At 70.2% G+C, this 22,664-nt stretch carries 24 protein-coding genes; 11 read left to right on the forward strand and 13 right to left on the reverse strand.

The features are described 5' to 3' along the window. Nucleotides 1-120 precede the first annotated feature (120 nt). From EGK76_RS14045 to EGK76_RS14080, 8 genes are all read right to left on the reverse strand, one after another. The gene (locus tag EGK76_RS14045; RefSeq protein WP_123833029.1) at nucleotides 121-564 is read right to left on the reverse strand and encodes a phosphotransferase; all 444 of its coding nucleotides are present in this window, start codon (nucleotides 562-564) and stop codon (nucleotides 121-123) included. Further along, nucleotides 561-2,891 (reverse strand): MMPL family transporter, encoded by a 2,331-nt coding sequence (locus tag EGK76_RS14050; protein ID WP_233580322.1) that lies wholly within the window; start codon nucleotides 2,889-2,891, stop codon nucleotides 561-563. The genes EGK76_RS14045 and EGK76_RS14050 overlap by 4 nt, the downstream gene beginning before the upstream one ends. A gap of 71 nt (nucleotides 2,892-2,962) precedes the next feature. Further along, on the reverse strand, nucleotides 2,963-3,694 hold the full coding sequence (locus EGK76_RS14055; protein ID WP_222843131.1) for a LolA-related protein: 732 nt from the start codon (nucleotides 3,692-3,694) through the stop codon (nucleotides 2,963-2,965). After that, nucleotides 3,594-4,571, reverse strand: a complete 978-nt coding sequence (locus tag EGK76_RS14060; protein WP_096297049.1) for an acyltransferase — start codon at nucleotides 4,569-4,571, stop codon at nucleotides 3,594-3,596. Before EGK76_RS14060 ends, EGK76_RS14055 begins: the two co-directional genes overlap by 101 nt. Further along, nucleotides 4,568-4,882, reverse strand: coding sequence for a hypothetical protein (locus EGK76_RS14065; RefSeq protein WP_096297048.1), 315 nt, complete (start codon nucleotides 4,880-4,882; stop codon nucleotides 4,568-4,570). The genes EGK76_RS14060 and EGK76_RS14065 overlap by 4 nt, the downstream gene beginning before the upstream one ends. Nucleotides 4,883-4,885: 3 nt before the next feature. Continuing rightward, entirely contained in the window at nucleotides 4,886-5,665 is a 780-nt protein-coding gene (locus EGK76_RS14070; RefSeq protein WP_233580315.1) for a lysophospholipid acyltransferase family protein, read from the reverse strand. A gap of 70 nt (nucleotides 5,666-5,735) precedes the next feature. Continuing rightward, nucleotides 5,736-6,422: a ketosynthase gene (locus EGK76_RS14075; RefSeq protein ID WP_233580316.1), complete on the reverse strand. Its 687-nt coding sequence runs from the start codon at nucleotides 6,420-6,422 to the stop codon at nucleotides 5,736-5,738. Beyond that, on the reverse strand, nucleotides 6,419-6,688 hold the full coding sequence (locus EGK76_RS14080; RefSeq protein ID WP_055251389.1) for a phosphopantetheine-binding protein: 270 nt from the start codon (nucleotides 6,686-6,688) through the stop codon (nucleotides 6,419-6,421). Before EGK76_RS14080 ends, EGK76_RS14075 begins: the two co-directional genes overlap by 4 nt. 123 nt (nucleotides 6,689-6,811) lie before the next feature. On the opposite strand from EGK76_RS14080, the gene EGK76_RS14085 reads away from it, so the two are divergent. The 3 genes from EGK76_RS14085 (at nucleotide 6,812) to hemB (ending at nucleotide 10,384) form a co-directional block, all read left to right on the forward strand. Continuing rightward, a complete protein-coding gene (locus tag EGK76_RS14085) occupies nucleotides 6,812-8,197 on the forward strand; it encodes an NAD(P)/FAD-dependent oxidoreductase (RefSeq protein WP_123833030.1) in 1,386 nt (461 codons plus the stop codon). Further along, nucleotides 8,194-9,225 (forward strand): pteridine-dependent deoxygenase, encoded by a 1,032-nt coding sequence (locus EGK76_RS14090; protein ID WP_199730919.1) that lies wholly within the window; start codon nucleotides 8,194-8,196, stop codon nucleotides 9,223-9,225. Before EGK76_RS14085 ends, EGK76_RS14090 begins: the two co-directional genes overlap by 4 nt. A gap of 169 nt (nucleotides 9,226-9,394) precedes the next feature. After that, the gene (gene hemB, locus EGK76_RS14095) at nucleotides 9,395-10,384 is read left to right on the forward strand and encodes a porphobilinogen synthase (protein ID WP_096297046.1); all 990 of its coding nucleotides are present in this window, start codon (nucleotides 9,395-9,397) and stop codon (nucleotides 10,382-10,384) included. A gap of 222 nt (nucleotides 10,385-10,606) precedes the next feature. Here hemB and EGK76_RS14100 read toward each other — a convergent pair whose 3' ends face one another. After that, on the reverse strand, nucleotides 10,607-13,975 hold the full coding sequence (locus tag EGK76_RS14100; RefSeq protein ID WP_123833031.1) for a S8 family serine peptidase: 3,369 nt from the start codon (nucleotides 13,973-13,975) through the stop codon (nucleotides 10,607-10,609). A 281-nt stretch (nucleotides 13,976-14,256) separates the two neighbouring features. Between EGK76_RS14100 and aroE the strand changes: the two genes are divergently transcribed. Then, on the forward strand, nucleotides 14,257-15,102 hold the full coding sequence (gene aroE, locus EGK76_RS14105; RefSeq protein WP_123833032.1) for a shikimate dehydrogenase: 846 nt from the start codon (nucleotides 14,257-14,259) through the stop codon (nucleotides 15,100-15,102). Nucleotides 15,103-15,192: 90 nt separating this feature from the next. Beyond that, nucleotides 15,193-15,447, forward strand: a complete 255-nt coding sequence (locus tag EGK76_RS14110; protein ID WP_096297043.1) for a YkgJ family cysteine cluster protein — start codon at nucleotides 15,193-15,195, stop codon at nucleotides 15,445-15,447. A 50-nt stretch (nucleotides 15,448-15,497) separates the two neighbouring features. Here EGK76_RS14110 and EGK76_RS14115 read toward each other — a convergent pair whose 3' ends face one another. After that, on the reverse strand, nucleotides 15,498-15,674 hold the full coding sequence (locus EGK76_RS14115) for a CsbD family protein (RefSeq protein WP_096297042.1): 177 nt from the start codon (nucleotides 15,672-15,674) through the stop codon (nucleotides 15,498-15,500). A 92-nt stretch (nucleotides 15,675-15,766) separates the two neighbouring features. Then, nucleotides 15,767-16,606 carry an SDR family oxidoreductase gene (locus EGK76_RS14120; RefSeq protein ID WP_123833033.1) on the reverse strand — a complete coding sequence of 280 codons (840 nt, stop codon included), beginning with the start codon at nucleotides 16,604-16,606 and terminating at the stop codon, nucleotides 15,767-15,769. Nucleotides 16,607-16,808: 202 nt separating this feature from the next. Between EGK76_RS14120 and EGK76_RS14125 the strand changes: the two genes are divergently transcribed. Continuing rightward, nucleotides 16,809-17,591: a transglutaminase family protein gene (locus tag EGK76_RS14125; protein WP_096297040.1), complete on the forward strand. Its 783-nt coding sequence runs from the start codon at nucleotides 16,809-16,811 to the stop codon at nucleotides 17,589-17,591. Between the two features lie 16 nt (nucleotides 17,592-17,607). Here the strand turns inward: EGK76_RS14125 and EGK76_RS14130 are convergent, their stop codons facing one another. Continuing rightward, complete coding sequence (locus tag EGK76_RS14130) at nucleotides 17,608-18,702, reverse strand: crosslink repair DNA glycosylase YcaQ family protein (protein ID WP_123833034.1); 1,095 nt, start codon at nucleotides 18,700-18,702, stop codon at nucleotides 17,608-17,610. Nucleotides 18,703-18,893: 191 nt separating this feature from the next. Beyond that, nucleotides 18,894-19,604, reverse strand: a complete 711-nt coding sequence (locus EGK76_RS14135) for an outer membrane beta-barrel protein (RefSeq protein WP_158613506.1) — start codon at nucleotides 19,602-19,604, stop codon at nucleotides 18,894-18,896. Between the two features lie 276 nt (nucleotides 19,605-19,880). Between EGK76_RS14135 and EGK76_RS14140 the strand changes: the two genes are divergently transcribed. The 5 genes from EGK76_RS14140 to EGK76_RS14155 all read left to right on the forward strand — a co-directional run bounded on the left by EGK76_RS14140 (nucleotide 19,881) and on the right by EGK76_RS14155 (nucleotide 22,656). Next, entirely contained in the window at nucleotides 19,881-20,723 is an 843-nt protein-coding gene (locus EGK76_RS14140; RefSeq protein WP_123833036.1) for an SAM-dependent methyltransferase, read from the forward strand. 186 nt (nucleotides 20,724-20,909) lie between these two features. Next, nucleotides 20,910-21,197 (forward strand): hypothetical protein, encoded by a 288-nt coding sequence (locus EGK76_RS14145; RefSeq protein ID WP_123833037.1) that lies wholly within the window; start codon nucleotides 20,910-20,912, stop codon nucleotides 21,195-21,197. A gap of 439 nt (nucleotides 21,198-21,636) precedes the next feature. Further along, nucleotides 21,637-21,804 (forward strand): hypothetical protein, encoded by a 168-nt coding sequence (locus EGK76_RS15440; RefSeq protein WP_158613507.1) that lies wholly within the window; start codon nucleotides 21,637-21,639, stop codon nucleotides 21,802-21,804. Nucleotides 21,805-21,841: 37 nt separating this feature from the next. Continuing rightward, nucleotides 21,842-22,045, forward strand: a complete 204-nt coding sequence (locus tag EGK76_RS14150; protein ID WP_123833038.1) for a hypothetical protein — start codon at nucleotides 21,842-21,844, stop codon at nucleotides 22,043-22,045. 71 nt (nucleotides 22,046-22,116) lie between these two features. Beyond that, on the forward strand, nucleotides 22,117-22,656 hold the full coding sequence (locus EGK76_RS14155) for a pyridoxamine 5'-phosphate oxidase family protein (protein WP_123833039.1): 540 nt from the start codon (nucleotides 22,117-22,119) through the stop codon (nucleotides 22,654-22,656). Nucleotides 22,657-22,664 lie beyond the last annotated feature (8 nt).

A 22,664-nucleotide genomic window follows, 5' to 3' on the forward strand; every position in this document is an offset into this window, starting at 1 on the left:
CGACTGGGCCCATGCAGGCGCCGGGCCCGATGACGCACGTCGCACATTGAAGCGTCCGCGGCGGAAGCGGCGCGCGGGAATCTGTTTCCTTGCCCGGACCGAAGCCCTCGAGCGGGACGTCTAGAGCGGCGCCGGCCCCAGCATTACCGCAGCGCGACCCTCGGCGAGGAGTACGCCGTCACACACGATGCGGAAGGCGTACTGCTGGCTGTCCTCCGATTCGACAAGCACCTCGGCGACGCATTCCACGTCGCCGGAAAGCGCGTCGATCCGCGCCACGTGCAGCTGCACGCCGCGCAGCGCCACCAGCATGCCGGGGCGCACGGACGCGCCGCTCGCACGCGCGCGCAGGCCACCGTGGACCGCCATTGCCTGCGCACCGTATTCGCACAGATGCAGCGCGCGCAGCATGCCGTCGCTGCGCAGCGGATTGGCCGGATCGCGATGGCTTGCGCTGCGCAGTGTGACGCTCGACGCATCCCACCCAGTCACCGCGTCCCACAGGCACATCGCACCCTGGTGCGGGATCATCGATTCGATGGTGTCGCGATCGACGAGCGTCATGGCACCGGCGCCGGTTCGGCGCGCGCCGCAGTGATCGCGGCCCGCCGGCGCGCGACCAGCAGCGACAGGACGAAGTTGCAGACCACGCCGAGCGCGACGGTGCTGCCGATCGCCCGCAGCACCGGGATCGACGAAAGCGCCAGCAGGCTGAAGACCAGCAGCGTCATCAGGCTGCAGACGAGCACCGCATGCAGGGTGCGGATCTGGTCGTCGCGATCATCGCCGGCGTGTTCGAAGAAGAGCGCGTAGTCCAGGCCGAGGCCGGCGGCGAGGATCAGGGCCACCAGATGGAACAGGGTCAACTCCACGCCCGCCAGCCGCAGCACGGCCACCACCACCACCAGGGTCAGCAGGGTCGGCAGCAGCACGCGCCAGACCCGGCGCGGCTGCCGGAGCGCGATCCACACCGTGACGACCAGCAGCACCAGCGCGACCGCCATCGCCGCCAGTACCCGGCCGCGGTACTCGATCACCAGCGATTCGGATGCGTCCTTCATGTCGAGCAGGCGCACATCGATGCCGGGGGCAGCCGCCTGCGCGGCGAGCGCGGCAACATCCGCCGGGTCGTCCAGACCGCTGAGCGAGACCAGGGCGGTCGAGCTGCCTTCCCCTTCCAGCAGCAGACCCGAGACCGCGGTCGCGAGCGGCGAGCCGTCGAGCGTGGCCCGGGTCAGCGGCGCCGCCGCCCTGGCCCGCGCGACGTCCTCGACGAAGGGCTCGAAGGCATCGTCGTTGAACGGCGAGCCTGCCAGCGCCTCGGCCAGCATCGCGCGCAGCGCGGGCGTGTCCGGCAGCGCATCCTGACGCGCGCGTTGCGTGGCGGCGTCGGGCAGGTAACGGGCCGCCATGTCGTAGCCGTCGAGGCGACCCGCGGCGACCAGCGCGTCCAGCGACGGTCGCAGCGCGGCGGTGGCACCGAGTACGGCGTCGCTGTCGTCGGCCTGTGCGACCAGGACATAACGCACGTCGGGCGCACCGAGTTCGGCGCGCAGTTCGGTGTCGCGCTGTATCGAATCCGGATCGACCGGCGTCAGCTTCGACAGGTCGTTCTGCCAGAACGCACCGGGGCTCAAAGCGATCGCCGCGCCAGCCGCGACGGCCAGCACCGCCAGCGACCACTTCGGCCGCGGCAGCGCTTCGATGCGGTGCCACAGGCGCTGCAGCCGCAGCGAACCCGCGAGATCCGGCGGCGAGGGGTCGACCAGACCCGGCAGCAGATAGCGCGTGGTCAGCGCGGCGACGGCCAGCGCGGTGATCGTGAACACCGCGAGCTGGCGCAGCCCGTCGACGCCGGAGAACAGGAACGTCGCGTACGCGATGCAGGTCGCGATGACGCCGGTCGACAACGCGGGCCACAGCCCGCGCACGTTCTTCCACGGCGACAGGCCGGCGCGCTGGTGGCTGAAGAAGTGGATCGGGTAGTCCTGCACCACGCCGATCAGGGTGAAGCCGAACGCGATGGTGATGCCGTGCACGCCGCCGGGGAACAGCAATGCCACCGCGGTGAGTCCGGCGATGCCCGCGCTCGCCAGCGGCAGCACGCCGAGCAGCGGCATCTTCCAGCTGCGGTAGGCGACGAGCAGCAGCAGGACCAACCCGATCGTGTCGACCAGTCCGATGCGCTGTGCCTCTGCCTGGGTGCGGCCACCGATATCGACCGAGAACGCGCCGGGCCCGACGACTTCGAGCGTCGCACCGCTCCCGCCCGCCTGCTGCGCGAAGGTGTCGCGGATCGTGCCGACCGCGTCGAGCTGGCCCGTGGGGTCGAAGCCGGCCGCACGCGTCTCCACCAGCAGCAGTGCCTGTTCGCCCGCGGCGTCGAACCACACGTCGTGCAGCCGCTGCGGCGCGCCCGCGGGCTGCCAGGCTTCGGCCAGCGTCAGGACCTCGAGCGTCGGGTCGGACGGGATCAAGGGCTCGACAAGGCCAGCGGCGGGCGAGCCGAGATCCTGCAGCCGCGCATCGAGCGCGTCGCGCAGGACACCGGCATCGAGCGGCGCATCGTCAAACGAGGATGTCAGCAGATAGCGATACGCCAGCAGGTCTTCGGGAAACGCGTCCAGCCCGGCTTCGCCGCCATTGGTGACCAGGGTGAAGCGCGGATCGCCGGCCAGTGCGGCATGCAGATCGCGCGAGCGCGCGGCGAGCACTTCAGGCGCATCGCCCGAGATCGCCAGCATCAGCAGGCGCGAGCCCGGCCCGTCGCCGAGTTCTTCCATCAGCAGGCGCTGCTCGGGCGTGCGCGCATCGGGCAGGAAGCGGCGCAGGTCGCCACTGAACTGGAGTTGCGAGGCGGCGATCGCACCGAGCGCGAGCAGGGCGAGCAGCCACGCGACCGCAAGCGTCAGCCGCAGGCCGGGACGCTGCAGCAGCGCATCACGCAGGCGCGGGCGCCCGCTCAACGCGGCACGTCGTGGCACAGCCGCTGCGCCGCTTCGAGCGAATCGAGGCCGGCCGCCGCGGTCGCGGCGCTGCCGAGCAGGGTCGGCTGCGGCTCGCCCTGCTTCGGGCGGGTCTCGATGCAGCGCAGTTCGCCATCACGGCCGCGCAGCACGATGCCGGCAATGCGCGCGGCGGTCCGCGGCTCGCGCGGGACCAGGGTCAGCGTCCAGTCGGCCGGCACGCCATCGGCCTCGACGGCATAGACGGTTTCCAGCGCCTTGCGGTCCCCGGCGAGCAGCGCGCCGAAGCTGCCCTGCAGCACCGCAAGTTCCGGCACGCGCGAGAGCGAGAACGTACGCGGGCTGCGGCCCTCGCGGGCGATCGTCGCTTCGCCGCCACGGATCGTCGTGGTCTCGACATAGGGCGTGCGCACTTCGCGCACCAGGGTATCGGCATCGGGGCGCCGGTACTCGCCCGACAGCAGCAGCGGCCGCTTGAGCATTGGGGAGACGCGCAACTCGACGAACGGCGTGGCGCTTGCCGCGCCCTGGGTCAGCCGATGCAGGATCCAGTCCGCATCGACGCTGCGCGGCGCAACGGCGGCCGGTGCCGGCACGCGGTCGCGCGACTGGCTCGCGCGCGCCGCCTCAGTGTTCTGCGCTGCGGCCCAGCCCGGCAGCAGCAGCGTCGCCAGCAGCAGATGCGTGCGCCTGGACCGGCGCCTCGTCGTCGCGTTTCCAGAAGTCATAGAAATTGAACCAGTTGTAGGGGGCACTGCGCGCGTGATGTTCCAGCCGCGCGGCGTAACGGTGGATAAGCGCGGCCACACCGGCCTGGCGTTCGCGGCGCGGCAGGTCGATGCCGTCGCTGAAGGGTTCGAACAACAGGTCGTAGCGGTTGCCGCCACGGTACAGGCCGAAGGCCAGCATCACCGGCACCTTGAGTACCGAGGCCAGCAACCAGGGCGCGACCGGGAACTGCGCCGTCTCGCCGAGGAAAGGCACGCCGAGGGTGCTGCCGCCCTCCTGGCTGCGGTCCACCAGCAACGCGACCATCGCGCCTTGTGCGAGGCCTTCCTGGATCGCCAGTGCGACCGCGGGCCCGCCGTCGCCGGCATCGATCACCGTCGCGGCAATGTCCGGATTGAGGGTCTCGAGCAGTTCGGTCATCGCCTGACCGTGCGCGCGGTCGAGGACGACCCGGATGGCGTAGTCCGGCCGCTGGCTCGCGAGTACGCGCAACACTTCGAAACTGCCCAGGTGCGAGCCGAACAGCAGCACGCCGCGACCGGTATCGAGATGGCCGTGCAGGATGTCGAGCCCCTGCGCGTGGACGTCGAAGCGGCGCGTGTTCTCGCTGAGCAGGAACAGCCGGTCGAGGATGGTTGCGGCGAAGGTCAGGAAGTGGCGGCCCACTTCGCGCAGCGTGGCTGGCCGGCCGAACATGCGCGTCAGGTACAGGCGCGAATCGCGACGCTCGGCGCCCCGCCGCAGCATGAAATACAACGCGATCGGATACAGCAACGCGCGTGAGGGGCCGCGGCCGAGGACCGAAGCGACCGCGATCAGGGTCCGCAATGCGATCCGCCCGCCGCCTTCGCGGCGCGCCTTCCACTCGCTGCTCATGCCAGCGCCGGGCCGTCGGCGACGAGTTCACCGCTGGCCAGCAACGCCCCCTCGCGCTCCACCCGGAAGCGCCAGCGCGGGGTGCCGTCACGGCGGGTGTCTTCGAGCACGATGCTCGCGCGCTCGCCGGGCCGCAGGGGCTGGACGAACTTCACCTGCGGCAGTCGCAGCGTGGCGAGCGGCCCATGCAGCGCCTCGACCGCGGCGACCACCCGGTCCAGGATCACCACGCCCGGCACCAGCGGCTGGCCGGGAAAATGGCCGGGCAGGCAGGGATGGGTCGCCTCGATCACGAACGGGTGCGTCGCCATCGTTCAGCGCCTGCCGAGCATCGCGGCCACGGCGTCCTGCGCCTCGCGGGCGAGGGCCTGGCGGCCGGCGGCGCCGATCCGGCCCTGGACCGGGATCGGCTTGCCCACCGTAGCCCGCATCGGGCCGCGGCAGGTGCGGAAGAAGCCGGTGGCCGGCAACACATCGCCGGTGCCATGCAGCGCGATCGGCAGTACGTCGACGCCCGCGTCGATCGCGGCCTGGAACGAGCCCGACTTGAACTCCCCCAGGCGCCCGTCGCGCGAACGCGTGCCTTCGGGGAACAGGCACAACGACTTGCCCGCCGCCAGCAGCCCGGCGACCTGGCGCCGCAGCACCGGCCCGGCGCGGCGATCCTCGCGGCTGATGAACAGCATGCCGGTGGCACGCGCGTAGCCGGCCAGGAACGGCACCCGGCGCATTTCCTCCTTGAGCAGGAAACGCAGCGGCGCCGGCACGGCCATGAACAGCACGCAGATGTCGAGCAGGGATTCGTGGTTGGCGACCACCATGTACGGACGCGACCAGTCCACCGCCTCGCGGCCTTCCACGGTCAGCCCGCCGGCCGGTCCGACCAGGCCCGGCGCCCAGTGGGTGCGCGCCATCGTCAGGGCGAGATCGCGCCGACCGGTCACCGCCTGGCGGATCAACGCCACGCTGATCCAGCCCGCCGTCCATAGCAGGGTGTAGAGACATTCCAGAACGTTGAGCGTCCGCGCGGACAGGGCCGCGAGCGCCGTCGCCCCGGTCTCGGCGCGGGTCTGTCGGTATTCCATGAGGCGCATAGGATATCCCGTGTGACGCGCGCTGATCGCGGCAGGTCCGTTCAGCAAGCCGATGGGGGCGGAGCGGCCTTCAGCGCAGCAGGTCGCGCCAGAACGTCGGGCCGAGATCGGCCAGCTTGCGCAGGAAATCGAAAAATCCGTGATATCGGCCCGGGAAACGCCGTTTCCGGATCGCGAACTCGATGACGAAGAAGCCGCCGATCACGCCGTAGTTCAACAGGTTCGCCCACCACGACCACTGCGCCTGGCTGATCGGCAGCGGCGACGGCACGCCGAGACTTTCGAGCAGGCCGGCCGGGCTGGCCAGCAGGGCGAGCAGCAGGTTGCCGCCGGCCATGCCCAGCAGCACGGCGGCCCAGGCGGCGGTCAGGCCGCGGGTGTAGCGCAGCAGGTCGGGCGCCAGTTCGGTCGCATCAGCATGGCCTTCGATGCCGATCACGATGCGGGTGATCAGCGCCGTGCGGCCGGGCCGCAAGGTGCGCGCGAAGATCCAGGCGATGCCGACCACGAACACCACCGGCACCAGCAGCAGCGGCAGGGCCGCATGGCCTGCGGCGTAGAGCGCCCAGGCGCCCCAGGCAAGCAGCGGCAAGGCGACGAAGGCCCAGGGCCGGCGCGCCAGCAGCGGCTCGACGACCAACATCGCGATCAACGCCGCGAGGGCGCCGAGGGCGAGACCGTCGTGATGCCGGAGACTGGCCAGGTGCGCCAGGGCCGTGTAGCCAAGCCCCAGCAGCAGTTGCAGCAGCAGGATCAAGTGGTGCGGTGCTGCTCGACGTGCGCCGACAGGGCGCGCAGCGAGGCGAAGATCTTGCGGTTCTCGTCGTTGTCGGAGCGCAGCTGGAAGCCGTAGCGCTTGCTGATCGCCAGCGCGAGTTCCAGCGCGTCGATCGAGTCCAGGCCGAGGCCGGCATTGAACAGCGGAGCCTCGGGATCGATGTCGGCCGCTTGCACGTCCTCGAGGTTCAGGCTCTCGACCAGCAGGTCGGCCAGCGCGCGTTCGGCTTCGGTTTGTGCGGACATCGGGACTTCCGTGGGGTGACAGGGCTGCAACGATCCGGCATCGGCCCCGCGGGCGCAAGGGCGGGCCGGGCGCCGCGGCGCTTCCGCTATGATGCGCGCCTGTTCGCCGCCCATTCCAGCTGGATGACACCGACGCCGCACGCTGCAGCCCCTGCTTCCACTGCCGATGCCGATCTGCGCGACATCGACGTGGTGGTCATCGGCGGCGGTCCGGCCGGCAGCACCGCGGCCACCCTGCTCGCCCGCGCCGGGCATTCGGTGGTGATGCTCGAGAAGGACGCCCACCCGCGGTTCCACATCGGCGAATCGCTGCTGCCGATGAACATGCCCATCCTCGACGAGCTGGGCGTGCTCGACGAGGTCCGCGCGATCGGCGTGCACAAGGCCGGCGCCGACTTCCCGATGCCGGGCGAGACGGGCCGCAGCCATGTGTTCCACTTCACCCGCGCGCTCGATCCGAAATCGGACTTCGCCGTGCACGTGCGCCGCGACCAGTTCGACCAGTTGCTGTTTGCGCATGCGCAGCGCAACGGCGTGGAGGCGCACCAGCGGACCCGGGTCACCGACGTCGTCTTCGGCGACGACGGTCGCCCCGCGCGGGTCGAGGCGGCGACGCACGACGGCACGCGCCTGCGCTTTGCCCCGCGCTACGTGATCGACGCGAGCGGCCGCGACACCTTCCTGGCCTCGAAGCTCGGCACCAAGCGCCGCAGCCGCACCCACCAGTCGGCGGCGCTCTTCAGCCATTTCCGCGGCGTGCGCCGGCAGCCCGGCGCGGACGCCGGCAACATCACCATCGCCCGTTTCGCGTCCGGCTGGGTGTGGATGATTCCGCTGCCCGACGACGTGATGAGCGTCGGCGCGGTGTGTTTTCCCGACTACCTCAAACAGCGTGGCGCAGGCCCGGACCGTCTCGACAACGAAGCGCTGCTGATGCGCACGCTGCAGGGCATCCCCGCGGTCCGGGGGCGCATGCAGGCGGCCGAGCGCATCGCGCCCGTGCACGCCACCGGCAACTATTCGTACGGCGCGACCCGCATGTGCGGCCCGGGCTGGCTGCTGGTCGGCGATGCCTACACCTTCATCGATCCGATCTTCTCGTCGGGCGTGTTCCTGGCGATGGACAGCGCGCGCCGCGGCGCCGCGCTGGTCGATGCGGCGCTGCACGCGCCCGAGCGCGAGGCCTCGCTGCAGCGCGCGATGCAGGCGCAGCTGCGGCGCGGCCTGCGCCATTTCACCTGGTTCATCCACCGCTTCAACACGCCGGTCATGCAACGCCTGTTCGCGGCGCCGCGCAACGCCCTGCAGGTGGAGCAGGCGGTGATTTCGATGCTGGCGGGCGATGTCTTCGACAATGACGCGGTCCGCTGGCGCCTTTACCTGTTCCGCATGATCTACGCCATGAACGCCATCGCGATCGCCCCCCGGGCGCTGCACGGCTGGCTGATCCGCCGCCGCCAGGGGCTGGCCGGCTTCCGCGGCGAGACTCTGCACGAGGGCAACCCATGAACCGTCCCGCCACGCATCCCTTGCCCCCGCTGCCCCGCCTGCGCGTCGATTACGTCGACGGCGTGTCGCCGGAGAGCTTGCTGGCGCAGGCCGATGTCCTCGCCGTGTTCGGGTTCGGCGACGCGGCCCCGGCCATCGACGACCCGCGCTGGCTGCGCGTGCCGCTGCAGCCTTTCGGGGCCTCGCTGCTCGAAGTCTGGCGCGGCCAGGCGCCGGTGCGGCACGGCCGTGACGGCAACATCGCCTGGTCGACCGATGGGGAACTGATCTTCGGCGCGATCGAGGTCGACGAACCCGAGGGCCACACCGGCGAGGGCGACCACTCCGGCATCCTGCTCGCCGCCGAGCAGGCCTACCGCGAGCTGACCGATTTCATCGGCGCCGGGGAATTCCCGCACCTGCTGCGGATCTGGAACTACCTCGACGCGATCACCCATGGGGACGGCGACAGCGAGCGCTACCGCCAGTTCTGCGTGGGCCGGGCGCGCGGGCTGGGGGCGTTCGACACCTCCCAGCTGCCCGCCGCGACCGCGATCGGCCGTTGCGACGCCGATCGCCGGATCCAGGTCTACTGGCTGGCCGGGCGCCTGCCGGGTACGCCGGTCGAAAACCCTCGCCAGGTCAGCGCCTACCGCTACCCGCGCCAGTACGGGCCGCAGGCGCCGAGCTTCGCCCGCGCGATGCTGCCGCCCGCCGGCAGCGAGATGCCGCTGATGCTGTCGGGCACCGCCAGCGTGGTCGGCCATGCCTCGCAGCACGAGGGCGAGCTGCTCGCCCAGCTCGACGAGACCTTCGCCAATTTCGATGCATTGATCGCCTCGGCGCGGCGGCACCGCCCGGACCTGCCGGCCGAATTCGGCCCCGGCTCGCGGCTCAAGGTGTACGTGCGCGATGCCAGCGACCTGCCGGCGGTCGCGGAGGCGTTCGAAACCCGCTACGGCGATCGCCTGCCGCGCCTGCTGCTGCATGCGGCGATCTGCCGGCGGGAGCTCGCGCTGGAGATCGACGGCGTCCACGACGCCGGCTGAGGCTGGCGCGCGGCCGCCCCAGGGGTTGGCAAACGTCGTTTCGACCGCCTGCGCCCGGCGCAAGCGGTCGCCGCGTCGCCCGTGACCGGCGCGACGCCGCCTCCTGCAGCGCCTGCCTGCGACCCCGCGCCGCAGGCCGCCGGGCGGGCGCACGCGTAGAATTCGCGCCATGACCCGACCCGATACCCGCATGCGGCGGATGCGCCGCGACGACTTCTCGCGCAGGCTCATGCGCGAGTCCACGCTGACCGTCGACGACCTGATCTATCCGGTGTTCGTGCACGAGGCCCGGGGCCGCGCCGCGGTGCCGTCGATGCCGGGCGTGGAGCGCCTGTCGATCGACGAACTCCTGCGCGTGGCCGAGACCGCGAGCGAACTGCGCATTCCGGCGATCGCCCTGTTTCCGGTCACTGCCCCGGACGCGAAATCGCTCGACGCCGCGGCCGCCTGGGACGACGAAGGCCTGTGCCAGCGCGCGGTGCGGGCACTGAAATCGCGCTTCCCCGGCCTGGGCGTGATCACCGACGTCGCCCTCGACCCCTATACCTCGCACGGCCAGGACGGCATCACCGACGACGTCGGCTACGTGGTCAACGACATCACCGTCGAGGCGCTCGTGCGCCAGGCGCTGAGCCACGCACGCGCCGGGGCCGATGTCGTGGCGCCCAGCGACATGATGGACGGCCGGGTGCGGGCGATCCGCGAGGCGCTCGAGGCCGACGGTCATGTGCATACGCGCATCCTCGCCTACGCGGCCAAATACGCCAGCGCGTTCTACGGCCCGTTCCGCGACGCGGTCGGTTCGGCCGGCGCACTCGGCAAGGCGGACAAGTCGACCTACCAGATGGATCCCGGCAATGCCGACGAGGCCATGCGCGAGATCGCGCAGGATCTCGACGAGGGCGCCGACATGGTCATGGTCAAACCGGGCATGCCGTACCTGGACATCGTGCGTCGCGCCAAGGACGAATTCGGCGTGCCGGTGTTCGCGTACCAGGTGAGCGGCGAGTACGCGATGCTCAAGGCCGCCGCGGCCAATGGCTGGCTGGACGAGCGCAGATGCGTGCTCGAGGCCCTGCTTGGGTTCAAGCGCGCCGGCGCCGATGGCGTACTGACCTACTTCGCGCTCGACGCGGCGCGCTGGCTGCGCGAAGGCTGAGCACCCGCAGGCGTCCGGCGCCGGCGCTGGACGCATCAGCGGCAGCGGGCCCGAAAGCGCCGGGCAATGCCCGTCGCCCTGCGTGGCCGGGACCGACTGAAGGTCCGCGGCGGCCCGGCGCCACCGCCAGCCGGGCAAGGGCCTTCGACTTGCAGTCGGGCCGGTGCCCAAAAAAGAACGCCCGGGCAAGCCCGGGCGTTCCCGTTGTGCGATTGCGCCCGGTCAGTTCACTGTCAGCACCACCGGCGCAGCCGCCTTCGGCGTCGCCGGATCATTGCTGCTCACGCACAAGTGACCGACGTGGCGCCCGGGCGACAGCCCCGCCGCGCTGAGCGAGACGCGGTTGGCCTGGACCGCACCGGCCTGCACCGTGCCCGAGGCCGGGGTGACGGCACCCATCCACGGCGCGCCGCATGCCACCTCGCCACGCACCTGCATCGACAGCCCCGCGTAGTTGTTCAACAGCGACCAGCTGCCCGCGCCAGTCGAGGCGATCTCGATGAACGCGAAGCTGCCGTTACCCGCCGGCGATGCGTACCACGCCCAGCTCGAGGCATAGGGCCCGCGGGTATAGGCGACCAGCCAGTACCGGCCCGGCTGCAGCACGACGTCCTGGCCCGCGGCACCGAAGTTGAAGCCGAGGTTGGTGCCCGAGACCTGCACCCCCGGGGCGTTCGGCGCACCGAGGAAACGCCACACCGCGGCGCCGGGCGTGGTCACCGGGTTGCCGGCGGGCACGCCATTGGCATCGGCGAAGATCGCCCAGCCCACCTGGGTGGCAGTGAACGTGCCACCGACCGCAAAGCCCTCGTTGAGGATCGCCGTCAGCCGCGTCGGCGATTCGACGACGAAATCGTCGGCCACCATCTGCGCCACCGGGCTGCCGGCATCGGAGCGGTAGATGCCGCGATAGCCGTTGGTCAGGGTGCCACGCAGGCGATCGACAAGCGCCAGGCTGCCGGCGCCGGTGTTGGCGACGCTGTAGGCCAGCGGCGAGCCGCCGACGTTGGCCACCGAACCGGTCGCGGTCCCGCTGCGGCCGGCCGCAAGGGCCAGCGAAATCGACTCGGGCAGCTTGACCACCGGCGCCTGGACCGCGATGGCGATCGGCAGCGTCAGCGGCGTGCGCTGCACGCCCAGGATCGGGCCGCTGGACTCGAGCCGCATCTCGCCGAAGCTCCAGCTGCCGTTGGCGGCCACATCGCGGGTGTTGACCGTGATGCGGACGGAGGCCGTACCGCCCGCAGGCACCTTGAGCGTCGACGGCGTCGCCGTCGCGTTGACGCCGCTGAAGCTGATGCGCCAGCTCGACGCGCTGCCGTGCGGGTTGCGGAAAGTGCGCACGAAGCTGCAGCTGCTGTAGCAACTGCGGTTGGCGATGCTCGGCTGGTTGAGCGTCGACTCGTCACCACCCAGCGCGGGATCGGCCGCGCGGTAGTTCGCGGTCGTTTCGTGCATCACCAGACCGGCGTTGATCGCGCGGTCCACCTGGACCCGGCCGCTGCCCTTGTCGAACGGCGTCGCCGGGGTGACCGAATCCTCCTTGAACACTTCGGTCTTGGCGGTCATCGCCAGCGCCGACTTGATCTCGGGGACGGACCAGCCCGGCCGCGCCTGACGGATCAGACCGGCGGCGCCGGCCTGGTGCGGCGACGCCATCGAGGTGCCGTTGATCGACTCAACCAGGCTCTCGAAGCCGGTGATCGTGGCTCCGGCGTAGGCCGCGAGGATGCTCACGCCGGGGGCGGTCATGTCGGGCTTGACCAGGTTGAACGTGCCTGCGGGGCCGCGCGAGCTGAAGGCGCCGAGCGCGTCGGCGGTGTTGGGCAGCGCGATCGGCGGGTACAGCACGCTAGCCGTCGCAGTCGGGTTGGCCCGCACGAAGTCGCGCAGCACGTCGGCATCGGCCTGGGGCATGCCGAACACCGGAATCGTGGCGCCGGGCACCGACGGAATGATGGCGCCGGCGGCGTTGTTGGCGATCACCACCGCGATCGCGCCGGCGTTGCGGGCATTGTCGGCCTTGATCACGAACGAGCAGGTGCCGCGGCGGACCACCGCGATCGCGCCCTGGAAGCTGCCGGCCGGGAACCCGTTGCAGCCGTCGTCGACGCTATCGAGCGTTGCGCTGACCCGCAGCGGCGTATTGCCCGGAATCGTCGCATTGAACGCCACGCCGCCCGAGCCCTCGTCGACCAGCACCGGACGCAGCTGCTCGGGCACGTTGCCCGGACCGGTCACCTCGAGGGCGAGTGCGAACGAGCCGCGGCCGTGCTGCGCCGCTGCCGTCGAGGAGACCCATGGTTCCAGATGCCCCATGGTGTTCGGCCCCGGGCCGCTGTTGCCTGCCGAGGACGCGACGTAGATGCCGGCATCGGTCGCATTGAGGAACGCCAGCGAGACGACTTCGGCCCACGGCTGGGCGCCGCCACTGATCGAGTAGTTGAGGACATCCACCACACCGTCGGCGATCGCCTGGTTGATCGCCGCGACCGCAGCGACGTTCGGGCACTGGCCCTGGCCGGTGGCGATGTTGGTGTAGCAGATGTCGTAGGCGACGAGGTTGCCGCGCGGCGCCACGCCCGAAATGCGACGCGTGTTGCCGCGATAGGACACGTCGCGGCGATTGCCGGCGACGGTCGAGGCCACGTGCGTGCCGTGGCCGTTGGTGTCACCGAACCCGCGCTCCTCGCGGAAGCTGGAGTTGCCGCAAGTGTTGCCCGGCGCTTCGCAGACGAAGTCGTAGCCACCGATGAGCTTGTCGTTGCAACGTCCCGCGTCGACGCCGCCGGCCGCGCAGCTGCCCAGATAGGTGCCGGCGCCCAGTGGATTGACGTGCTGGTAGCCGTCGATCGGATCCACCGCCGCGAACGAGGGCGAGCCGAAGTTGATGCCCGAATCGAGGATGCCGTAGACGATGCCCTCGCCCTGGAACTGGCCGGTTGCCCCGGTCCAGCTACCATCCCAGACCGCCTCGGCGCCGATCAGGCGCGGGCCGGTATCGGTATCGAGCGTGTACTCGCGATAGGCCTCGACCAGGCGGACATCGTCGAGCTTCTCGATCCTGCTGGCCTCGGTCGCGGTCAACTCGACGACGACGCCGTTGACCGCGTGCTGCATGCGCCGCTCGACGTCGAGCGGACGGCCGACGCGCAGGGCCATCGCCCCCACGAGGTCGGACTGGCGTCCCTGCAGATAGCTGACGTAGCTGCGCGCGCTGGCGCTCCTGACGTCCAGCCGCGACTTGCCGCGTGCGTCGACACGCCGTGCGGGTGCGGCCAGCCCGCCGAGGCCGCCCTTGTAGGCGGCCAGCGCCGGCTCTTCGAATACGACGATGTAGCGCTCGGGCGTACCCGGCTGCGCGACCCCGGGTTCAGCCGGCGCGCCCGTGCCGCCACCGCGGGTGACGGTTGCAGCGCCGCGCGTGTCGACCGGCGACGTGCCGCCCAGCAGGGCACCGATACTGGCCTTGGCGGAATCGACCGCATTCCCGAGGGCCGGGACACGGGACGGGAGCGCGGTACTGGCGACCGCGACGACAGCGAGGCCGAGCAGCGCGGACGCCGCTCCCACCTTTCGGATGCGTGACATGCGGATGTTCCCTCGTGGATGGACCTTCCTGACCCAGACGACGCCGCCGTCGAACGATCGACCCCAGCGTCTTCTCCCCCGGTGGCGGCACAACCTGACGCGCCACGCTCCGGCTCTGACGTTCTACACAACTTTCTGCCCCGATAGGGCATGCCGCCGCCATTTTTTTGCCATACCCCGGCGTCTGGTCCGGTGAGGCAGGCCTGCCTGCACGCCCCGTGTCCGCCCCCCCACTAGACTTGTCGGCACGCCAGTCCGGCGCGCCCGCCACCGAGGCTTCCATGTCCACCGCCCGCTACGCCGTGTTCGGCCATCCGGTCGCACACTCCCTGTCACCCCGCATCCATCAGGCGTTCGGCCGGCAGACCGGCATCGACCTGGTGTACGAGGCGATCGATGCGCCGCCGGCGACCTTTGCCGACGCGCTGGCGGCCTTCGCCGCCGCGGGCGGAGCCGGGGCCAACATCACCCTGCCGCTGAAGACGCTCGCCTACGACCTGGCCTCGACGCGCAGCGAGCGGGCCACGCGCGCCGGTGCGGTCAATACGCTCGTGCGCCGCGGGGAGACCTGGCATGGCGACACGACCGACGGCGTCGGCCTGGTCCGCGACCTGACCGACCGCCGCAGCCTCGACCTGCGCGGGCGTCGCACCCTGCTGATCGGCGCAGGCGGCGCGGCAAGGAGCGTGGCACCCGCGCTGCTCGACGCAGGGGTCTCCGAGCTCTACGTGGTCAACCGCACGCCCGCGCGCGCCGACGCACTGGCCGACGCGCTCGGCGAGCCCGGCGTGGTGCATCCGCGCTATTTCGAGCAGCTCGGCGAGATGGGCGAGTTCGAGCTGATCATCAACGCGACTTCGGCAGGCCGCGATGGCAGCGTGCCGGCACTGCCGCGCTCGCTCGTGGGCATGCGCACCGATGCGGTCGACCTCAGCTACGGGGAAGCGGCGGTGCCGTTCCTGGCGTGGGCGCGCGCGCACGGCTGCCAGGGAGTGATCGACGGTCTGGGCATGCTGGTCGAACAGGCGGCCGAGAGCTTCGAGTTGTGGCATGGCGTGCGCCCGGAAACCGATGCCGTGTTCGATGCACTGCAGGCGCGGAACATCTCGCTGACCACGGCCGACTAGGCTTCGTGGATGCCGCGTCCGTGTCGATGCCCTGCGTCAGCCCGCGCCACCTGACGGGCGGCGCGTCACTGCCCTGCGGGCGCTAGGCCGGTGGACTGCCGGCACCTCTGCGCCGCCTGCTGCATCGCGCCGTCGATCACCTCGCCGATCCCCGGCATGCCGCAGGGCAAGCCGGCGGGGGTGCCCTGCGTGCAGCTCGACGAGCACCTGCGCTGCCGTCTTTTCGGCCGGGCCGAACGGCCTGCATTCTGCGCATCGCTGCGCCCGGCGCCCGACATGTGCGGGGACTCGCGCGACGCGGCGTTCCTCTTCCTGGATACGCTGGAACGGCTGACGGCGCCCTAGAACGGAAAAGGGCGGCCGAAGCCGCCCATCCGACGCATCCTGCGCCAAGTTCAACGCTTCTTGCGCGCGTCGTCGCTGGCCTTGCCGACCGCGCTCTGCGCCTTGCCGGCCGTTTTCTGGACCTTGCCGGCGACTTCTTTCGACGTATTGCCGGTGACCTTGCCAGCCACTTCCTTCGCAGCGCCCTTGACCTGGTTCTTGGCGCCTTCTGTGCGGTTCTTGTCCATGGGTCTCTCCCGCCTGCGGAGTGCAGGGTGTGAGGGGATATGCCCGCGACCGCGCCACGCCGAAGTGAAGAAACGCGGCCGCGGTCAGTGGGCTACAGGATCGGCATCCCGCCAGTGACGGCGTAGCGGCCGCCAGTCATGTAGCTGCCCTCGTCGGAGGCCAGCAGCACATAGATCGGCGCGCACTCGGCCGGCTGGCCGGGACGCTTGAGAGGGGTCTGCTTACCGAAGGAGGCGACCGCATCGGGGGGCAGGGTCGCCGGGATCAGCGGGGTCCAGATCGGACCCGGCGCCACCGAATTGACCCGGATGCCCTTGTCGGCCAGCAACTGCGCCAGACCCGCGCTGAAATTGGCGATCGCACCCTTGGTCGCCGCATAGGGCAGCAGTGTGGGGTTGGGCTTGTCGGAATTGATCGAGCTGGTGTTGATGATCGAGGCGCCGGGCTTCATGTGCGGCACCGCGGCCTTGCACAGGTGGAACATCGCGGTGACATTGACCTGGAAGGTGTAATCCCACTTGTCGTCGGGAATCTCGTCGAGCGAGTCGTAGCTCATCTGATAGGCCGCATTGTTGACCAGGATGTCGAGACGGCCGAACGCATCGACGGCCTTCTGCACGATCGCCCGGCAATGCGCCGGGTCGGCGATGTCACCCGGCAACAGCTCGCAGCGTCGCCCGGCCTGGCCCACCCAGCGCCTGGTCTCGCGCGCGTCCTCGTCTTCGTTGAGATAACTCACCAGCACGTCGGCCCCTTCGCGCGCATAGGCGATCGCCACCGCGCGACCGATACCGCTGTCGCCACCGGTGATGATGGCGACCTTGCCTTCGAGGCGGCCACTGCCGCGGTAGCTCTGCTCGCCATGGTCAGCCTGGGGATCGAGGTTCTTCTCGACGCCTGGGACGTCCTGCTGCTGCGCGGGCTGATTCATCGCGGATGCTCCTGGCTGGGGGCCCGCTACGCTCGCGCCGCGCACGTCGCATGGCCGTGAATCCGCAGCCCGGGCGCGCAGCGCCGCCCCATGCGTTACCCGCACACCGGCGCCCGAATCACGCGCGGGTGGCGACAGCGACACCCGCTACACGTGATGATCGCCACGATACGCGCCCGCTCTTGCTATCCAAGGACTCACGATGCGCCTGCTGGCCGGCTGCGAGCTCATCGTCGAGGCGGATGTCGATTGCGCGGTCGTCGCGATGCTCCGGCCCCGCAGCGGCGACGCCCAGTGGCTGGTCAGCGAGCACTACGCATTCGACCCCCACGTGCGCCCGACGGAGTTCGTGGATTCCTTCGGCAACCTGTGCCAGCGCTTCGTCGTGCCCAGCGGGCGGATGCGCATCCGCACCGAACTGGAGGTCGAGACCGAGCGCAGCATCGCGGTGGCGCCGTGGTCGGCGCCGATGGCGCCGGCGTCGCTGCCCGGCCACACCCTGCAGTACCTGCTGCCGAGCCGTTACTGCCCGAGCGATCGTGCATTCGAGCGCGCGCAGGAGATCGTCGATCAGGCGGGGCCGCGTAGCGGCCAGGTCGGCGCCATCGTGGCGTGGATCCGCCGGCACATCGCCTACCGGTACGGCGTCAGTGACGCGACCACCGATGCACTCGACACCATCGCGCACGGCGCCGGTGTGTGCCGCGACTACGCGCACGTCGGCATCACCCTGTGCCGCAGCCTGCGCATTCCCGCCCGCATGGTGGTCGGCTATCTGTACGGCCTCGAGCCGATGGATCTGCATGCCTGGTTCGAGGCTTACCTCGATGATCGCTGGTACACCTTCGATGCGACCCAGGACGCGCCGCGCGGTGGACGCATCGTCATCGCCTACGGACGCGATGCCGCCGACGTGGCGTTCCTGACCAACTACGGGCTGCTGCAGACGGTGGAGATGCAGGTGTGGGTCGGCGAGAAGCAGTGAGGCGCGCGCAGCCCCTTCACTTCGAACCCAGGAACAGACGCATGCGGTCCAGCTCCTGCGCCAGCCCCTCGGCGAATACCGGGTCGCGTGGCGGCCGGCCTTCCACGTAACCCAACTCCACCGACAGCGCGCCGTCGACGACCGCCAGGTTGCCCCAGCCGATCACCCGCTCACTCCACAGCAGCGGCAGTGCGTAATAGCCCAGCCGTCGCTCCGGTGCGGGTGTGTAGGCCTCGAAGCGATAGCGCCAGCCCCAGAACAGTTCGAACCGGCGACGGTCCCAGACCACCGGATCGAACGGAGTCAGCAAGCGCACTGCGGCGTCGGCCCGCCAGCGTCTGCTGCGCGGCGTCTCGCCGGCGGGCCAGAGCCAATCGACGCCATCGATCCGTGCCCCGTCCAGGCGCGCGCGGGCGCGGTCCAGCGCCGCGGAGCGTGCATCGCGCCATTGCGGGACGCCGCGTGCCAGATACGCCATCAGCTGCCGCAGGCTGGCCTCGGGCAGCGGCGCGTAGGTGCGCACCAGCAGGTCCAACAGCGCGTCCATGCGGAATGCGACGGCGTCGGGATCGGCTGGCGCCGGCAACGGTGCGCGGACCGCATAGACGCGTGTGCCGTTGTGCCGGCGCGCCACGCGCAACAGGCCGCGGTAGTGCATGTCATCGAGCAGTCGCGTGCTGGCATTGGACGAGCCGCCGAACCAGTTGACGACCTTGCCGTGCGCGAAGTGCGCGTCGACCTCGCGCGGATGTGCGCTGCCACGTTCGGCAACGAACGCAAGGACCGCCTGCGCCTGCCGTCGACGCGCGGCCGTCCAGTCCTCCCGGGCGATGCGCGGGTGCATCAGCGCCTGGTGCGTGCGGTGAAGGAATCCGTAGTTGACGAAGAAGTCCTCTTCCAGCGGCAGCCGCGGGTAGCGCCGCTCCAGATCCCCGGCGCGATAGCCGATCACGCGGTGGCGCAGGCTCAGATCCTGCGCGCGTGCCGGTGCACGGATCGGATCGGCCTGGACGAAGCCGACCCGCTCGATCGCGCGCATCAACGTGGTCGGCTTGAACAGCGAACGCGCCAGGGCATAGCGACGGAGCTGGTCGAGGGTCAACGGCGACATGCGCCGATGATGCCAGCGCCGCGCGGGTCCAGCGCTGCGCCACATCTCCCGCGGACGCGACAGACTGGTTCGCCTTCCCGGGCGGAGGCGAAGTCCCTCCTGCACGGTGCAGGCTCGACGACCCGCCAGCGCAGAAGCAAGAACGGGCGCCTTGCGGCGCCCGTTCGGTCACGCACGCGCGAACACGTCGATCAGAACGCGTATTCCGCGGTCAGGCCGAGCAGCGCGGTCGAGCGCTTGGGACCTTCGAAGCGCACACCGCTGACCGGATCACGCACATCGCCCGACTTGGCGCGGTAGTAGTCGTAGTGGACACCGATGCTGAAGTTCTCGGTGGCGTTCCAGCCGGTGCCGATACCCGCGTACCAGCTGTTGCGGCCGTCGCTGCCGCCGCTTTCCAGACCGAGATCCTGGCCGACCGAGTTGTAGTAATCGATGTTGTTGTCGGACGCGCGGAAGAAGCCGCCGCGGCCGCTGATGTACCACTCCGGCGTCACGTTGAGGCGGGCGTTGCCGCCGACCTGCCAGCCGCGCAGCGCGTTGCGGTCGCTGCGCTGGTTCACGTCGTCGCCGTTGTCGATGTTGCGGACTTCGATGTTGCCCAGATCCGTGTAACCACCCTCGACACCCAGGCCGAAGTTCTGCGAGAGCTTCCAGCGGTAACCGCCGACCAGGCCGTAGCCGGTCTTGCGGCCGTCGCGGCTCTCGAACACGTTGAAATCACCGGTGCCGAAGCGGCCGGCGGTACCGCCATCGGTGCGGCCCACGTTGCCGGCCACGAAACCGTTGCCTTCACCGACCTGCAGGTCCGGGCGATAGGTGTCGCCGGCGGTGCTCTGGGCGAACGCGCTCGGCGCGCACAGCGCGGCCGCAATCGCGGCGGGAATCAGAAGCTTCTTCATCGGGGGGCTATCCTTTCTGGTCTTGGATGCGCGGGGGCGCATCTGCGGGGGAAATGTCCCGACACCCAGCGGGCGTCGGGGGCGCAGTAGAGACGGCCGCACCTGAAGCGCACACAAACCTTCACATGGCCTCCACGCATTCGCGCGGTTTCCGTTCAAGCGAGGTTTACGGCTGTGATGAATACGATGCCGCCCTCTCCCGAGTGCCAGCCTGTTTCTGTGGGCGGATGCGCGGGGCGCAGGTTACGATGCGCCGCCGCGTACGCCCCACCCCTCATGCCCCAGGTCCCCCGCCCCCTGCTGACCCGTGCGACCGTCGAGGCGATGCGCGCGGCCCAGCGTGACGGGCACTCCGCTTGGACGGGTTCGCTGGACCTGGGGCGCACGACCACCACCGTGACCTTGGCACCCGACCACTGGCTCTGGGAGGGCACCCGGCAGCCCTGGCCCGACGCGCTCAAGGACCGCACGATCTACGTGCGCGAAGGAGATGGCTGGGCCTCCGTCTCGCGCTACGGCGGGTCACTGATCAAGCTCGTGCCCACCGACTGGGGCCCGCCGACCTTCGAGATCGACGGCATCAAGATGCTGGTGTCGGCGCGGATTTCGCCGATGGACGATGCCCGGCAGAAGGTCGCACTGGTGGCGCCGCGCGGCAAGACGGTGCTCGACACCTGCGGCGGACTGGGCTACTTCGCCGCATGTTGCCTGGAGTCTGGCGTCACCCGCATCCGCTCGTTTGAGAAGAACGAGGACGTGCTGTGGCTGCGCACGCTCAACCCGTGGTCACCAGATCCGGACGCTGCCGAAACCGCAGGACGCCTCGAGCTCACGCACGGCGATGTCTCGCAGGCGATCCTCGGCATCGCCGATGCCAGCGTCGATGCCGCGCTGCATGATCCGCCGCGCTTCGGCATCGCCGGTGAGCTGTACTCGCAGGCCTTCTACGACCAGCTTGCCCGCGTCCTGCGTCGTGGCGGCCGGCTGTTCCATTACACCGGCGCGCCGAACCGGCTCACCAGCGGCCGTGACGTGCCGCGCGAGGTCGCGCGCCGCCTGGAAAAGGCGGGGCTGCGCAGCGAACTCGCGCTCGACGGCGTGCTCGCGAGCAAGCGCTAGGCATCGCGCCGGCCGGCGCGGTCGTGTCACGCGCGCGACCGTGGCTCGTGCGCATGCTGGCGAGCGCAACGGATGAACGCGGGTTCTGCCGGCCGCCGCCTGTGGGGGCAAACCCCGGCGAAAGTCACGCATGGCTCACCCGCCGCGCTCTAAACCTGACGCCCCTTTCCCATGCGGATTTCTGCCATGAAGATTCTGAGGATCGTCGCCGCCGGTGCGCTGAGCTATTTTGCCTACAAGGCCTTCTCCAAGCGCACCGCACAGGGCGGGTCGCGCGACAAGGACACGGACAACGCAGCCATCGGCGACTCGCGTGAGCGCGACTCCAACGAACGTATGAGCTCTCGTGCCCCGCTCGCAGACGAAGGCGAGCGCACGACGCCCCATGGCGACCCGCTCGCCCAGGACATGATCGACGACGGTGCCGACGTGGGGGGCAGCCCGCAGTCGAGCCGGAGCTTCGGCGAGAGCTGATCGCTGGGATCGGCGCCGCAGCGGCTCGCTGCGGCGCAGTCCTCGGCGGGCGCGTGCCCGGCGCCGACGGGGCCCCGTTCGGTGCGATGTTGCGGCTCCAGTCTCGCCCACGCCCTGCGGAAGGCGGCGGTGCCGACGTTCGCCCGATCGCATGAACACGCATCCGGGTCGACGTGGCGGCGCGCCGCAACAGGCCAGCTCGCTCGGCTTCGGATGGCCATGCAGCCAACCTGGTGCCCCTGTCTTCCAGTCCTCGCCCCTGCGCGTAGACCCGTCTTCTGCTCCGGCAATCTCATGTACGGCTGACGGCGCAGCGATGGCGCCGGGGGTGAAGCTGGTCGGTGCGGAATCTCCGCGAAGCTGCGCATGAATGCCGCCACCTCGCCCGGAGTTCACGGCCTCCAGCGCAGCGTACGCCCTCCAGCGAAGGCGGACCCGCATGAGCCACAACACGTCACCCGACCGCGATACCGACGTTACCCGTTCCGACCAGGCCCAAGGTCGCGAGCGCCAGCAGGCGGGCCAGACCGGCGCTCCTCGGCCGGACGCCAACCCAGCCACCACCGACGTCCCCGGCGACGAAGTCTCGCCCGGGACGCCCGACTGAACTCTTCTTTTCACCCACCACCACAGGAGACAGATGCATGGGACTTTTCAAGATGGCAGCCGTTGGCGCAGTCGGTTACTTCGCCTACCAGGCCCTGCAGCGCAAGCAGGCGAACAGCGCGCCACTCGGCAATGACCGCAGCGAGGGCACGGCCCAGCGACTGGTGAGCGATATCTCCGATGCATCCGCCGGCAACCCGCAGGGCAGCATGCGCAGCAGTCAGGGCAACAGCGCACCCTGAGCAATACCGTGTTTTCCCGCTGCGCGTCGGAGACGGCGCGCAGCGGCCGCTTTTCCCTTACGGAGATTCCGATGGATTCGATCAATCGTGACCAGCCCGAGCACAATCGCCAGGATCTCTCGGCAGCCGACGCCGTGGCGCGAATCCAGGACATGTCCGACGATGCGGACTCGTGCTTCTTCTGCACCACTGCGCTGGCCGACAGCCCGACCGGCGGTACGCGTCCCATGTCGATCAAGAAGGCCGACGAAACCGGTGCGCTGTGGTTCCTCAGCGCGGCCGACAGCCACAAGAATGCCGAGATCGCAGCCGACCCTGCGGTGCGCCTGTTCCTGCAGTCCTCCAGGCACTCCGGGTTTTTGGCCCTCCATGGCACGGCGACGATCAGTCGCGACCGCGATCGTATCGAGGAACTCTGGAACCCGATCGTGAAAACATGGTTCACCGAGGGCAAGGCCGACCCGCGCATCACCGTGATCAAGGTGACGCCGACCGACGGCTATTACTGGGACAACAAGCATGGCGACTTCGTCGCCGCGACGAAGATGATGATCGGTGCCGCGGTCGGCAAGACACTGGACGACTCGATCGAAGGCGCGATCGCGCCCTGAGGGAACGG

Source organism: Luteimonas sp. 100069, assembly GCF_003813845.1.
GTDB classification, from domain to species: domain Bacteria; phylum Pseudomonadota; class Gammaproteobacteria; order Xanthomonadales; family Xanthomonadaceae; genus Luteimonas; species Luteimonas chenhongjianii.